The 12,248-nt window shown below is 65.3% G+C and carries 12 protein-coding genes; 3 read left to right on the top strand and 9 right to left on the bottom strand.

Translation table 11 applies throughout. The annotated features are described in order from the left end of the window. Positions 1 to 76 precede the first annotated feature (76 nt). Entirely contained in the window at positions 77 to 475 is a 399-nt protein-coding gene (locus IVB48_RS25345) for an META domain-containing protein (RefSeq protein WP_027565442.1), read from the top strand. 127 nt (positions 476 to 602) lie between these two features. Here IVB48_RS25345 and IVB48_RS25340 read toward each other — a convergent pair whose 3' ends face one another. The 3 genes from IVB48_RS25340 to IVB48_RS25330 form a co-directional block, all read right to left on the bottom strand. Next, positions 603 to 1,814 carry a hypothetical protein gene (locus IVB48_RS25340; RefSeq protein WP_247403990.1) on the bottom strand — a complete coding sequence of 404 codons (1,212 nt, stop codon included), beginning with the start codon at positions 1,812 to 1,814 and terminating at the stop codon, positions 603 to 605. 199 nt (positions 1,815 to 2,013) lie between these two features. After that, positions 2,014 to 3,645 (bottom strand): chaperonin GroEL, encoded by a 1,632-nt coding sequence (gene groL, locus IVB48_RS25335; RefSeq protein ID WP_027520435.1) that lies wholly within the window; start codon positions 3,643 to 3,645, stop codon positions 2,014 to 2,016. A gap of 147 nt (positions 3,646 to 3,792) precedes the next feature. After that, positions 3,793 to 4,089 (bottom strand): co-chaperone GroES, encoded by a 297-nt coding sequence (locus IVB48_RS25330; protein WP_007596954.1) that lies wholly within the window; start codon positions 4,087 to 4,089, stop codon positions 3,793 to 3,795. 314 nt (positions 4,090 to 4,403) lie between these two features. On the opposite strand from IVB48_RS25330, the gene IVB48_RS25325 reads away from it, so the two are divergent. Next, a complete protein-coding gene (locus IVB48_RS25325; protein WP_007596953.1) occupies positions 4,404 to 4,925 on the top strand; it encodes a hypothetical protein in 522 nt (173 codons plus the stop codon). 169 nt (positions 4,926 to 5,094) lie between these two features. Here the strand turns inward: IVB48_RS25325 and IVB48_RS25320 are convergent, their stop codons facing one another. Then, complete coding sequence (locus IVB48_RS25320; protein WP_007614982.1) at positions 5,095 to 5,874, bottom strand: protein phosphatase CheZ; 780 nt, start codon at positions 5,872 to 5,874, stop codon at positions 5,095 to 5,097. A 315-nt stretch (positions 5,875 to 6,189) separates the two neighbouring features. Here IVB48_RS25320 and IVB48_RS25315 point away from each other — a divergent pair, with 315 nt between their 5' ends. Further along, positions 6,190 to 6,990 (top strand): L,D-transpeptidase, encoded by an 801-nt coding sequence (locus tag IVB48_RS25315; RefSeq protein ID WP_027565440.1) that lies wholly within the window; start codon positions 6,190 to 6,192, stop codon positions 6,988 to 6,990. 72 nt (positions 6,991 to 7,062) lie between these two features. Here the strand turns inward: IVB48_RS25315 and IVB48_RS25310 are convergent, their stop codons facing one another. The 5 genes from IVB48_RS25310 to IVB48_RS25290 form a co-directional block, all read right to left on the bottom strand. Further along, complete coding sequence (locus tag IVB48_RS25310) at positions 7,063 to 7,899, bottom strand: DUF2076 domain-containing protein (RefSeq protein WP_247403987.1); 837 nt, start codon at positions 7,897 to 7,899, stop codon at positions 7,063 to 7,065. A gap of 131 nt (positions 7,900 to 8,030) precedes the next feature. Next, a complete protein-coding gene (locus IVB48_RS25305; protein ID WP_247403984.1) occupies positions 8,031 to 8,876 on the bottom strand; it encodes a ChbG/HpnK family deacetylase in 846 nt (281 codons plus the stop codon). Then, entirely contained in the window at positions 8,873 to 9,919 is a 1,047-nt protein-coding gene (locus tag IVB48_RS25300; RefSeq protein WP_247403982.1) for a glycosyltransferase family 2 protein, read from the bottom strand. The genes IVB48_RS25305 and IVB48_RS25300 overlap by 4 nt, the downstream gene beginning before the upstream one ends. A 100-nt stretch (positions 9,920 to 10,019) precedes the next feature. Next, positions 10,020 to 10,997, bottom strand: coding sequence for an ATP phosphoribosyltransferase (gene hisG / locus IVB48_RS25295; RefSeq protein WP_247403979.1), 978 nt, complete (start codon positions 10,995 to 10,997; stop codon positions 10,020 to 10,022). Between the two features lie 3 nt (positions 10,998 to 11,000). Continuing rightward, positions 11,001 to 12,152, bottom strand: coding sequence for an ATP phosphoribosyltransferase regulatory subunit (locus IVB48_RS25290; protein ID WP_247403976.1), 1,152 nt, complete (start codon positions 12,150 to 12,152; stop codon positions 11,001 to 11,003). Positions 12,153 to 12,248: the final 96 nt, after the last annotated feature.

Here is a 12,248-nt window from a genome sequence, read left to right as displayed (position 1 = left end):
CGCGTATGCGCGAACCTTCTCAACGGCGCCGCCGTCTTATAGAAGGTGCCGCAAATCAGGTCGGTCGAGAGGTTTCATGGTTTCGTTCAGGCAGATGGTGTGTGCGGCGGTTGCAATGCTCGCGATGTCCACGCTCGCGCGTGCGGAGGACGGTTTTCCGTTCGGCACCGAGATGACGCTGGAGGCGCTGCCGCAGCCGGGCTCGAAGCGGATTCCGAACATCGAGATCGGCGACAATGGTGAGGTCGTGCTGGAGCTCTGGTGCAAGGGCGGCAAGGGCCAGTTCTCGGTCGCCGGCAATACCGTGATCTTCGTCCCCGGCCAGATCCAGGACCGCTCCTGCCCGCCCGCAAGGGCCCAGGCCGACGACGATCTCGTTGCAGCCCTCGGCAGCGTCGAGACCTGGAAGCGCCAGGGCGACGTGCTGACGCTCGTCGGCCCCAAGCCGCTGCGTTTTCGCGTCAACGGAAATTAGCCACCGCTGTCATTCCCCGCGAAAGCGGGGAATCCAGTATGCCGCGGCCTATCGATTCAACCACGGCCGTCTCGGAGTACTGGATCGCCCGCCTTCGCGGGCGATGACTGACAGGGGGTGTCTGCGTCTACTTCCACACCGACTTGTCGGCGTCCCAGCGCTGGCCCTTCAGCTCCTTGGCGAGCGCCTCGACCGAACCGTTGTCGTCGGGCTGATCGCCTTCCTCGTCGGCCGTCGCTTCGTCTGAGAGATTGAGCTTGGCGCCGCTGCTCTCGTCGGTGGTCGTGGTCGCTGGACTCCCGACCCAGAGCATGAGCTTGTCGGTCGTGCCCGGCTTGTCGGGCGAGACGAGACCCGCAACCTCGATCGTGTCGGTGAGCTCGAGCGCGGGAAAGTCCTGGTTCGGCCGCTTGAACACCAGCTTGAGCTTGCCGGTCGCCGGGTTGAAGCTTTGCGAGATCGGCTTTGCCGCGAGCGTCCTGCTCAGCACGCCAGCCACCGCGGCCGCGAGCTTGTCGCGGTTGATCTTGTCGCCCTCGCGCCAGTCGGCGGCGGCAATGCGGATGGTGCGGTCCATCTCGGTCATGCCCGCGGTCCAGCCCGCGGCGGTGACGCCGGGCGTCGCCTTGAATTTTGCCAGCAGCGCACCGGCGCGCTCCGGATCGACCGACATGTTGATGGTCTGCTCGCCCGCGCGCAACGCGTCGCAGCCGACGGTGAGGCTCGCCAGCGTCACCTCGACGTCCTGGCCCTTCAGGCTCTTCAGGAACTCGGTCGCGGCATCCAGCTTGACCTTGACCGCGATCGCCTCCGGCGAGACGTCGGTGAAATCCTTCGGCTGCGGCGTGATACCGTCGTCGGAGGTCTGGTTGTCGAGGAATTCCTTCTCGCTGAGATCGGAATTGTCGGGCGAGGTGACCTCGGTCACGGCCTGGCCAATGCTGATCTGGCCGCGGAATTCGAACGTGTCTCCGGCCTGTTTGCGCAGCAGCTTGACGGTGACCGGCGCCTTCGCGCCGAGGCTCTGCGTCGTACCCGCCAGGTTCTGGCCCGCGACCTGGAGATTGACGACGAAGCGGTCCTTGCGGTCGGAATTCTTCGCGACGGGATAGCAGACGTCGAGCACGGCTGCGGTGACGGTCTTGCCCTGGCGTGTCTCCTTCAGGATCACATCGGCATTGCCGTCCATCAACCCGTCGATCGAGGTGAAATAGCGCGTCTCGACGCCGCCGGGCGCCGTGGCCTTGGGCGCCAGCTTCATCTGGGCGGATGCGACCTCAGGCGAACCTGCAAGCAGAGCCGCCAGAACGGCCGTGGAGCAAAACACAAGCGCGCGCATCGACGAAATCCCCGGGGCAATGGGGCATGATCCGGAAAGTGTGAAGCGGTTCCGTTGAGATCAGGCCCAAACAATTCGAATCGGGCGTCACCGTAGTGGGTTTTGGCCGCCGGTTGAATTGGAAAGCACGGGCCATGATTGCCAAAAAAGAAGGCCGCCCGGAGGCGGCCTTCGCAACACTGTGGGCTAAGGATCGGTCTTAGAAGCCGCCCATGCCGCCACCGGCCGGCATGCCGGGCGCGGCGTCCTTCTTCGGCGACTCGGCGACCATGGCCTCGGTGGTCACCAGCAGGCCGGCGATCGAGGCGGCGTCCTGGAGCGCGGTGCGCACCACCTTGGCGGGGTCGATGATGCCCTTCTCGACCATGTCGACATACTCCTCGGTCTGGGCGTCGAAGCCGAAGGTCTCGGACTTGTTCTCCAGGATCTTGCCGACGACGATCGAGCCTTCCACGCCCGCGTTCTCGGAGATCTGGCGGATCGGGGCTTCCAGCGCCTTCAGCACGATGTTGATGCCGGCCTGGACGTCGGCATTGGCATTGGTGAGACGGCCAACCGCCTTCTTGGCGCGGAGCAGCGCGACGCCGCCGCCGGGAACGATGCCCTCCTGCACCGCGGCGCGGGTGGCGTTGAGCGCGTCCTCGACGCGGTCCTTCTTCTCCTTGACCTCGATCTCGGTGGCACCGCCGACGCGGATCACCGCGACTCCGCCTGCGAGCTTGGCGAGGCGCTCCTGGAGCTTCTCACGGTCGTAATCCGAGGTGGTCTCCTCGATCTGGGCCTTGATCTGGCCGACGCGGGCCTCGATCTCCGGCTTCTTGCCGGCGCCCTTGACGATCGTGGTGTTCTCCTTGTCGATCACCACCTTGCCCGCGCGCCCAAGCATCTTCACCGTGACGTTCTCGAGCTTCATGCCGAGGTCTTCGGAGATCAGCTGGCCACCGGTGAGGATCGCGAGGTCCTCGAGCATGGCCTTGCGGCGGTCGCCGAAGCCCGGCGCCTTGACGGCGGCGACCTTCAGGCCGCCACGGAGGCGGTTGACGACCAGGGTGGCCAGCGCCTCGCCCTCGACGTCCTCGGCGATGATGACGAGCGGCTTGCCAGACTGCACCACGGCTTCCAGCACCGGCAGCATGGCCTGCAGGCCGGACAGCTTCTTCTCGTGCAGGAGGATGTAGGCATCCTCGAGCTCGGCGGTCATCTTCTCGGGGTTGGTGACGAAGTAGGGTGACAGATAGCCGCGGTCGAACTTCATGCCCTCGACGATGTCCACCTCGGTGTCGAGCGACTTGTTCTCCTCGACGGTGATGACGCCCTCGTTGCCGACCTTCTGCATCGCCTGCGCGATCATCTTGCCGATGGCGGCATCGCCGTTGGCCGAGATGGTGCCGACCTGGGCGACCTCGGAGGAGGCGGCGACCGGCTTGGCGCGCTTCTCGATGTCCTTGACGACGGCGGCGACCGCGATGTCGATGCCGCGCTTGAGGTCCATCGGGTTCATGCCGGCGGCAACCGACTTGGCGCCTTCGCGCACGATGGACTGGGCCAGCACGGTCGCGGTGGTGGTGCCGTCGCCGGCGAGGTCGTTGGTCTTGGAGGCGACCTCACGCACCATCTGGGCGCCCATGTTCTCGAACTTGTCCTCGAGCTCGATCTCCTTGGCGACGGTGACGCCGTCCTTGGTGATGCGGGGCGCGCCGAACGACTTCTCGATGAGCACGTTGCGGCCCTTCGGGCCGAGCGTCACCTTGACGGCATTGGCGAGAATGTCGACGCCGCGCAGCATGCGATCGCGCGCGTCTCCGGAAAACTTGACGTCTTTGGCAGCCATGGTCTGCAATTCCTCTTCTTTTTTCGTGATGTGTCTTGCTTATTGGGTCGCCTCATTCCCGGGGTCCGCGATCGAACCCGGCGGAATGATGCATGCCCGGATCGAGTGACCCGGGCATGCATTCAGCGGCCGTTCAGGCGTCTGGCCTTAGGCCATCACACCCATGATGTCCGACTCCTTCATGATCAGGAGCTCATCGTTGTCGATCTTGACCTCGGTGCCCGACCACTTGCCAAACAGCACACGGTCGCCGACCTTGAGGTCGATCGGGATCAGCTTGCCGGCCTCGTCGCGGCCACCGGGGCCGACGGCGACGACTTCGCCCTGGGACGGCTTTTCCTTGGCCGTGTCCGGAATGATGATGCCGCCCTTGGTCTTTGACTCGGCGTCGATACGTTTGACCACGACACGGTCATGCAGCGGACGAAATTTGGATTTAGTCATGACGTTTCCCTTTGGAGGCTCGCTTCGGAAGGAGTGAAAGTGGGCGGGCGGCGCTGCCGTCCACCCTTCTCGAGGATCGATCGGCGCGCGTTAGCAATCCATCTTTCAGAGTGCTAATGGTGCGTTCCGGGAATATGGCTTGGCCGCGATCCTGTCAAGCAAAGGTGGTTAAGCGATTGGTGAGACGGATATAGGATGGTGACATTGGAAACTTGTTCGGGGCGCCGGCGTATTAAAGGACGTCATTGCTCCGGCAGCGGTTTTGCGCTTGGCTGCGGAAGGGGTGCGGCCATGGTTTTGTCCGGGGGAATGCCATGATCAGTTCAGCTCACGCGCGCACGGTCGCCAATCTGGCGGCGGCTTCTTGCCTGGCGCTGCTGCTTGGCGCCTGCGGCGGCGGCATGAGCCTGCCGTCCTTTTCTTCCTCCTCACCGCCCCCCGAGGCCGAGCCCGGCACCGGTCCGGAAATGCCCGCCTCGATCCGCGCCGACGAGATCGTCGGGCGCTGGGGCCTCGCCTCGTTCCAGAACCCGGCCGACCGCGCCCGCACCGAGGCTGCCGCCCGGGCCCAATGCAAAAATCCTTATGTGATCACCGCCGGCTCCTCCGGCGGCGTGATCATGCATCTGGCGGACCAGGCAACACCGCAGGAGCTGCGGCTGAAGGGTTCGCCCAGCGGCAAGAACTATATCGGGCCGGCGGGTCCGACGCCCGGCGAGCAGGACCGCGAGATCGTCTCCTTCGACGGCCGCGTCCTCATCACCCGCTTCATCGACAAGGACGCCGCCACCCGCTACGGCAACATGGTCTACGTCCGCTGCGCGCCGAGGGCGTAGTCGCGGCGCCGGCCTAGCCACTCGTCATTGCGAGGAGCGAAGCGACGAAGCAACCAGGCTGCCTCCGCGGACACAGTCCGGATTGCTTCGCTTCGCTCGCAATGACGTCCAAAACAAAAAAAACGCCGGCTTGCGCCGGCGTTTTGTTTTTCCGGAGTGTCGCGTCCGCTCAGTCGAACAGCGCGTCGATGTCGTCCTGCGAGGCGTGGCCGACGTCGCCGGCGAGCTTCGGGCCGTTGAGAAGCTTGTCGTCATCGCTGCGGGTGTCGACCTGCGGCACGACGTGGGACTTGATCGCGTCGACGCCGCCCCAGATCTCCATCATGGAATTGATGTGCTGCTCGATGAACTTCATCGTGCTCATGACCTTGCTGATGCGCTGGCCGGTCAGGTCCTGGAAGTTGCAGGCTTCGAAAATCGAGATGACGCGTTCCTGGATATCGTCGGCCAGCCGCTTCTGCTGATCGGCCGATTGCACCTTGGCCATCGCGCTGGCCGCCTGGTCGATCGACTCGGCGGCTTCGAGGATCTGCTGGGTCGCCTGTTCGGTGCCGCCGACGACCGCGCCGAGCTCGCCATTGACCTTGGCCATTTCGCCGCCGTCGAAGCTCTTGCCGTGCAGTGTCGCGATCTCGCGCTTGGTGCGGTCGATGGCGTCGTGGATGAGGTCGAGCTCGACCTTCAGCTTCTCGCACTGCTCGATCTGCGCCCGGTAAGTATCCAGCATGGTACGGGCTTCGGAGAGCTCGTGGGCAGTGGAGGCGTCGATCGCCGCCATGGCGGCGCTGCCGGACAAGGGCGCGGTGCCCTTCGCCATCTGTGCACGGATCGCACGCAACTCGGCCATGATCTCGCTATGCATCGGCGCAGCCTCCTCAATCATTTCGGGGCTGGGCATCTCGCCGACAATAGCCTCCTCGACACGAAAACGTTTGCGGTGAATAGCCATCAAGAACTCCCCCCACCTCACTCACGCGTCTTTGTAGGCAGAAGCGATTTAACACGAAGTTCACAGCCGGAACTGTCGTCTCGGTTGTGCGCGACGGCTTGCAAACGGGCGATTAACCATGCGTGCAAGGCGTTCATCGAAAATAAACGCTGATCGCCAAATTGCACCGCTGCCGACGACGTGGTGAATCGAAATGGCGTTTCCGTTTACCAAACAAAACGGCTTTTGCTCTTTATTGACCACGTCGCGGGTGCGGATCAGCGGTCAGCTTGCCACGACGCATGTGATCTAGACGAAACAGTACAGAGTACGTCGATGTTCAAGAAAATGTCTGTCGCGCTGCTTGGCAGCGCTTGCACCTTCATTGCCGGCGCCAACAGCGCTAGCGCCTTCGACAATAGCGTGCCGAACGATCCGCCCGCGGTGCTCTATCAGCCGCAAGTGCCGCCTGCGCCGGTGCGTGTCGCCTCCAATGCGAACATGGGCGGCGGCTTCATCGAGTTCATGTTCGGTGACGGGCCCGGTCGCGGTCCGGCCTACGCTCCGCAGCAGCCGATGTATCAGCAGCAGCCTGGTTATTATGACCAGCGCCGCCTGCCGCCGATGGGCGAGCCGCAGACGCAGGGCGCAGGTCTCCAGCAGGAGGCGGTCGATCCGCGGCAGCGTCAGTTCGACCCGAGATTCGAGAAACAACTCGTTGACTATAGCGGCAATGAAAGCGCCGGCACGATCGTGGTCGATACGCCGAACAAATTCCTCTATCTCGTCGAGGGCAACGGCCGGGCGATGCGCTACGGCATCGGCGTCGGCCGTCCCGGCTTCACCTGGTCCGGCGTGAAGTCGATCACGGCCAAGCGCGAATGGCCGGCCTGGACGCCGCCGGCGGAAATGATCGCGCGCCGCCCCGATCTGCCCAGGCACATGGAAGGCGGCCCGGAAAATCCGCTCGGCGCGCGCGCGATGTATCTCGGCTCGACGCTTTACCGTATCCACGGCTCCAACGAACCCTGGACCATCGGCACCAACGTCTCCTCGGGCTGCATCCGCATGCGCAACGAGGACGTCATCGATCTCTACGGCCGCGTCAATGTCGGCACCAAGGTCGTCGTGATGTAGGCGCATAGCGCTCGGAACCAAAACGGCCGCCTCATCGGCGGCCGTTCTCGTTTGGAGCAAGGATAAAAAGCGTCAGGCGTAATCGCTGCCGCCATCATCTCCGCCGCCGAAATCGCTGTCGTCGGCGAGGTCGACATTGCCGCCGTCATTGTCGTTCTGATCGTTGTAGTTCTGGTCGTCGTTCGAAGCGTGGTCGGCGAAGCCCTGCCGGGACGCATCACCGCGGTTCGAGCCGATGTCGTCGAGGCCGGCATCACGCGCGAGCGAGCCGCCGGATTGATCGCTGCCGCTCCAGGGACTTCCACCAGCGCTGCGGTCGCCCAGGGCATTGGTGTCGCCGAAAGCCTGCTGATGCGATCCGCCCATCATGCCGCGGATGCTGGAGAGCAGCAGCGAGCCGCCAACGACGCCGGCCGCGGCTGCCGCCGCCGTGCCGAGGAACGAACCGCCGCCACCGCCGACCGGCGGCGCGCCATAGCCCTGACCGGGGCCCTGACCTGGACCTTGACCGTAAGCCTGCCCGTAGAGCGGCTGGCCATAACCGGGCTGGCTTTGCTGCATCGCCTGGCCGCTGTTCCACACCGGCCGCGAGTCGCGCGGCGGCACGTTCGGAACCGAGCCGCGCGACGGACCCCCGCCGAACAGCGTGTCGCGCATGGTGTCCAGGAAACCGCCGGACTGCGCCTGTTCGGGCGCCTGCGCCGCCTCCAGCTCCTGGATACGGGCATGGGCGCGCTTCAGCGCTTCGTCCTGCAACAGCACGGTCTGCACCAGCGCATAGATCGCGCCGGGCGCCTTGCGCAGGCCGTCGGAGATCGCGGCGATCGCGTCGGGATCGCGCGGTGCATTTTCCAGTTTTGAAAGCCGGTCGAAAAGCTCGTCGACGAGCTGGCGTTCCTGCGGCGTCATGGTCAGTCTCCCTCGCGCAAAACAAGCGCGAGGCAGATGTAGGGTTCCATTGTGGCCCCAACAGTGCCGGCAGGATTAAATTTCGGTATGCGACAAGCTGCCCCGCGGGCGGCTTTCGCAAACTGCTGGTTTCATCCCAGCGCGACGCCGCTGTCCGTCAGCAGGCGCGCGAAGGCATCGCCGGCGAGATAGGCGTGCTCGCGTTCCCGGACGTCCGTCATCGGGTCGAGCCCGGTGAGGATGTCGTCGACGAAGCCGGGATGACACATGATGAGACCGCCATCCGGCAGGCCTTCGAGGAAATGCCGCATCAGCTCGCCGAAATCGGCCGCCTGCGTGAAATCATAGGCGCCGGCGAAGCCGGGATTGAAGCTGAGGCCCGCGCTGCCGGCCCGGCGGCGGAATTGCGCGCTGAGGATATCGAGCACCATGGCTTTCGGTGAGGCCAGCCGCTGCATCAGCGGCAGGTCGCGGCCGCCCTGGCGCACCCAGGCTTTTGGCGCGACTTCGGCGACTGCGTCGATAAAGCCGTCGCGCACCTGCGGGTAGAGCTGCACATGCTGATGGCCGTCGACGAAGTCAGGCGCGCGCCCGAACGCTTTCGCGAAGGCTGCCAGCTGCGCCTTGACCTCGTTGCGAAAGAATTCGCGGTCGAGCCTTCGCGCAAGACCCGCGCGCAGCAGCTTCGGAAACGGGAGAAACATGTCGCCGTCGAGTGGGCGGAAATGCATGGTGAGCGGCCGGAACGGTGCCGACAATGTCACGTGCAATCCGATCGCGCAGCGCGGGCTCGCTTGCGCTGCCGTCTGGAGGGCTTCGATCTCGCTGCGCTCGACCGCAGGTCCCACCATCATAACCGAGGTGGCGTTGAGACGGCCGCGCTCGATCAGGTCGCGGATGGCGCGATTGACACCCGGGCTGATGCCGTAATCGTCGGCGCAGAGCCAGATCCGCCGCGGCGGCGCGGCCGCGTTCATTCGGCCGCCGTCCTCTTCGAGGCCTCGTCAGCCTTGTCGGTCTCGAAATGCTTTTCACTGTGCTCGGCGACGAAGTAGATCGGGCGCGCCTTCAGCTCGGAGAGGATCTTGCCGATATATTCGCCGACGATGCCGATCATGATGAGCTGCACGCCGCCGATCGTCATCAGGCCGATCACGAGTGAGGGATAGCCGGGCACCTGCTTGCCGGTGGTCAAGACCTCCCACAGGATCGACAGACCGAACAGGAACGCTCCGCCGGCGAGGATCACGCCGAGCAGGCTGGCGAAGCGCAACGGCGCCACCGAGAACGAGGTGACGCCTTCGATCGAAAGACCAAGCAGACGCGCGGCGCTGAAGGTTGTCACGCCATGGGTGCGCGGCGCGGGCTCGTAATCGACGCGGATCTGGCGGAAGCCGATCCAGCTCGCAAGGCCCTTGAAGAAGCGGTTGCGCTCCGGCAATTGCCTCAGTGCTGCGACCGCGCGCGGCGACAGCAGGCGGAAGTCGCCGGCGTCTTCGGGAATCTTCTGGCGCGCGCCCCAATTGATCAGCGCATAGAAGCCGCGCCCGGCGAGCCGCCGCAGGAACGGTTCGTTGTCGCGATGCGCCTTGGCGGTATAGACAACGTCGTAGCCGTCCTCGATCCAGTGCCGCACCAGTCGCTCGACCAGCGACGGCGGATGCTGGCCGTCGCCGTCCATGAACAGCACCGCGCCGAGCCGGGCATGGTCGAGGCCGGCCATCAGCGCGGCCTCCTTGCCGAAATTGCGCGACAGCGACACCACCTGGACGTCGACCGCATCGGCCGGCAGCGAGCGGGCGATCGACAGCGTCGCGTCCGCGCTGCCGTCGTCGACATAGACGACCTCGCAAGCCAAGCGATAGCGCTGACGCAAGGTCTTTGCGAGATCGCAGATGCGCTGGTGCAGGGCGGCGAGGCCCGCCGCTTCGTTGTAGAGCGGGACGACAATCGACAGTCCCTTCGCGGCGGTGCTTGCCGCGATGGTCGTCATGCCGGAAACGTCAGAGCCCAGCGTCATCGATCAAGGTTCCAGAGGCGTTCAAGGTCATCTCAACAGCATATGGTAGCTGTCGTTTGCTGTCGCTACGCTGAACGGAATTGCTCAACAAACTTTGGGCTCACTGCCGCAGGAACGCCTCGAGCCTGGCGAACAGCGGGTTCTCCCGGTCGAAAACATAATCCAGCGAAACCACCGAGACGGTCTCGGCGCCATGCCCGCGCAGGAAGCTTGCGAGTGCGTAGAGCTGGCCCGGCGGGCAGTGCAGCGTGAGCATGCCCGACGAGGTCGGTTCGCCGAACGGGGCTTCGACGCCGAAGCGCTCGTGGGCCTCGGCGAGCATGGCCGCGTCGCACTGGCGGAAGCGGGTGCGGACTTCGCGGTATTTGTTGGCCCGCGCCCGCGCCGCGATGTGATCGAGGATGATTCGCGCGGTCTCCCGCGCCTTCGGCGACCAATCGGCGTCTCTTGAGGCGACCAGATTGGCCTGGCTGCGCAGGATCACGCCGTCGTCGAGCACCCGCAATCCGTTGGCGGCGAGGGTCGCGCCGGTCGTGGTGATGTCGACGATCAACTCGGCGCTGCCGGCGGCCGGCGCGCCTTCGGTCGCGCCCGTGCTTTCGACGATGCGGTAATCGGTGATGCCCTGGCTCTGGAAGAAGGCGCGGGTGAGGTTGATGAACTTGGTCGCGACCCGCATGCGCATGTGATGCTGCTCGCGGAAGCCGGTGGTGACGTCGTCGAGGTCGGCCATGGTGCGGACGTCGATCCACGCCTGCGGCACCGCGACGACGACGTCGGCATAGCCGAAGCCGAGGCCTTCGATCAGGGAGACGCGCTTGTCGGCGTCCGCGATGGTCTCGCGCACCAGATCCTCCCCGGTGACGCCGAGATGCGCCGAGCCGCGGGATAGTTGCGAGGCGATCTCGCTCGCCGAGAGATAGGCGACCTCGACATTGTCGAGGCCCGTGAGCGTGCCGCGATAGTCGCGGGCGCCGCCCGCCTTCGACAGCTTGAGCCCGGCGCGGGCGAAGAAGGCCTCGGTGTTTTCCTGCAGGCGGCCCTTGGAGGGAACGGCCAGAACGAATGGCGCGCTCATGACTTAAGCTCCCACCTTGCGGCTGATCCGGGTCAGCGCATCCACCCAGACCGAGAAACCGACCGCCGGGATCGGCTCGGCCGATCCAAGCTGGGTCATCAGCCCGTCATAGCGGCCGCCGGCAACCAGCGGCTCGGCGCCGTTGCCGCGGTGATGCAGCTCGAATTCGAAGCCGGTGTAGTAGTCGAGCCCGCGCCCGAACGCGGTCGAAAACCGCGTCCCCTTCACATCGATGCCGCGCGCGGCCATGAAGCCGACCCGGCTTTCGAACTGGTCGATCGCAGCACTGAGGTCGAGCTTTGCATCATTGGTGAGCGCGCGCAGCTCGGCGACGGCGTCGTCGGGGTTACCCGATATCGACAGGAAATGCTTGAGCACGGCGATGGCCTCGCGCGGCAGCGCGCCGCCCTTCAGCGTCGACTGCTCGAGGAAGCGGTCGGCAATCTCGGCGGTGGTGCGGCCGCCGACATTGGTGGTGCCGGCGATCGACATCAGATCGGTGACGAAAGCGAGTGCCGCCTTGCGGTCGGAGCCGGCGAGCGCCGCGAGCACGCCCTCATATTCGCTGCGGGTCGCGGTGGTTGCGGCTGCCAGCCGCTCCAGATCCTGCTCCAGGCTGATCTTGCGGTTGAAATCCTTGACCAGGCGGCGGCGCCAGACCGGATAGAGGTCGAGTGCGTCGAGCAGCGCGTTGAACAGCGCCACGTCGCCGGTGCGGATCTCGACGTCGCGGACGCCGAACGCGGCGGTCGCCTCCAGCGCCAGCGCCAGCATCTCGGCATCGGCCGCAGCGCGGTCAAGACGGCCGAACGATTCGATGCCGGCCTGCAGGAATTCGCTGCTCTGGCCGTTGCGGTAGCGAAACACCGGGCCGAGATAGCTGAACCCGGCCGGCTGGCCGGCACGGCCAGAGCTGAGGTAATCGCGGGCCACCGGAATGGTCAGGTCCGGGCGCAGGCACAGTTCCTCGCCGGAGAGGTCCGTGGTCAGGTACAGGCTCTTGCGGATGTCCTCGCCGGAGAGATCCAGGAACGGTTCGGCCGGCTGCAGGATGGCGGGCTCGGCCCTGACATAGCCGGCCTGCGCGAACGACAGCAGCAGCGTATCCGCCCAGGCGGCGGAGCCGGCAGCATGTGAGGTGGCGGTCGCGGTCATCTCAAGGGTCCATCGTCCCGGTGGAACCGGGCAGGGCAAGCAAGGGGAACGAATTGCCGCAGGCCTTAGCATGGCCCGAAAGCGGTTTCGACCTCC

The sequence above is a fragment of the Bradyrhizobium sp. 76 genome (assembly GCF_023073025.1).
GTDB lineage: Bacteria > Pseudomonadota > Alphaproteobacteria > Rhizobiales > Xanthobacteraceae > Bradyrhizobium.
This window is presented reverse-complemented; position numbering and strand designations above follow the sequence as displayed.

Excerpts from the sequence above, each read along its gene's own strand:
- IVB48_RS25300 (WP_247403982.1), bottom strand. The coding sequence starts at position 9,919 with ATGACGCTGGGCTCTGACGTTTCCGGCATGACGACCATCGCGGCAAGC.
- IVB48_RS25320 (WP_007614982.1), bottom strand. The coding sequence starts at position 5,874 with ATGGCTATTCACCGCAAACGTTTTCGTGTCGAGGAGGCTATTGTCGGC.
- IVB48_RS25340 (WP_247403990.1), bottom strand. The coding sequence starts at position 1,814 with ATGCGCGCGCTTGTGTTTTGCTCCACGGCCGTTCTGGCGGCTCTGCTT.
- IVB48_RS25310 (WP_247403987.1), bottom strand. The coding sequence starts at position 7,899 with ATGACGCCGCAGGAACGCCAGCTCGTCGACGAGCTTTTCGACCGGCTT.
- IVB48_RS25345 (WP_027565442.1), top strand. The coding sequence starts at position 77 with ATGGTTTCGTTCAGGCAGATGGTGTGTGCGGCGGTTGCAATGCTCGCG.
- IVB48_RS25330 (WP_007596954.1), bottom strand. The coding sequence starts at position 4,089 with ATGACTAAATCCAAATTTCGTCCGCTGCATGACCGTGTCGTGGTCAAA.
- groL (WP_027520435.1), bottom strand. The coding sequence starts at position 3,645 with ATGGCTGCCAAAGACGTCAAGTTTTCCGGAGACGCGCGCGATCGCATG.
- IVB48_RS25290 (WP_247403976.1), bottom strand. The coding sequence starts at position 12,152 with ATGACCGCGACCGCCACCTCACATGCTGCCGGCTCCGCCGCCTGGGCG.
- IVB48_RS25305 (WP_247403984.1), bottom strand. The coding sequence starts at position 8,876 with ATGAACGCGGCCGCGCCGCCGCGGCGGATCTGGCTCTGCGCCGACGAT.
- IVB48_RS25325 (WP_007596953.1), top strand. The coding sequence starts at position 4,404 with ATGATCAGTTCAGCTCACGCGCGCACGGTCGCCAATCTGGCGGCGGCT.
- hisG (WP_247403979.1), bottom strand. The coding sequence starts at position 10,997 with ATGAGCGCGCCATTCGTTCTGGCCGTTCCCTCCAAGGGCCGCCTGCAG.
- IVB48_RS25315 (WP_027565440.1), top strand. The coding sequence starts at position 6,190 with ATGTTCAAGAAAATGTCTGTCGCGCTGCTTGGCAGCGCTTGCACCTTC.